The organism is Bowmanella yangjiangensis (assembly GCF_017255015.1).
Taxonomy (GTDB): domain Bacteria; phylum Pseudomonadota; class Gammaproteobacteria; order Enterobacterales; family Alteromonadaceae; genus Bowmanella; species Bowmanella yangjiangensis.
Window position 1 is genome coordinate 1 of the sequence record NZ_JAFKCS010000786.1, and the last position, 336, is coordinate 336.

Below are 336 nucleotides of genomic sequence, written 5' to 3' on the forward strand. Positions count from 1 at the left end.
TAGAGCTGGCGCGCCAGGCCACGGCCAGCCTGCAGCTGGATGCCGGAGAGGTCGAACGACAGCGGTGCGGAAGGCTTCATGGCGACTGATTGGCTCCATGGAAATGATCGGTAATGGATCTTACAGCAGACCAATATCCCGCCTAGCATGGCGCCATCGCATCGGAGATAGCTGCTCATGTACTGCCCCAGCGCTTTTTGCCAGGACGACCTGGCCACCCTGCACCAGCAGATTCAGGCCAGCGGCCTCGCCCTGCTCAGCAGTGCCGGCGAACAGGGGCTGCAGGCCAGCCACCTGCCGTTGCTGCTGGAGCCGCACGAAGGCGAGTTCGGCACG

1 protein-coding gene is annotated in these 336 nt (G+C 63.7%); it reads left to right on the forward strand.

Annotated features, from left to right (window positions below; translation table 11 throughout):
- Positions 1-177 precede the first annotated feature (177 nt).
- Positions 178-336: FMN-binding negative transcriptional regulator (locus J0A65_RS28050; protein WP_416135344.1), on the forward strand; the 159-nt coding region annotated here is incomplete at its 3' end.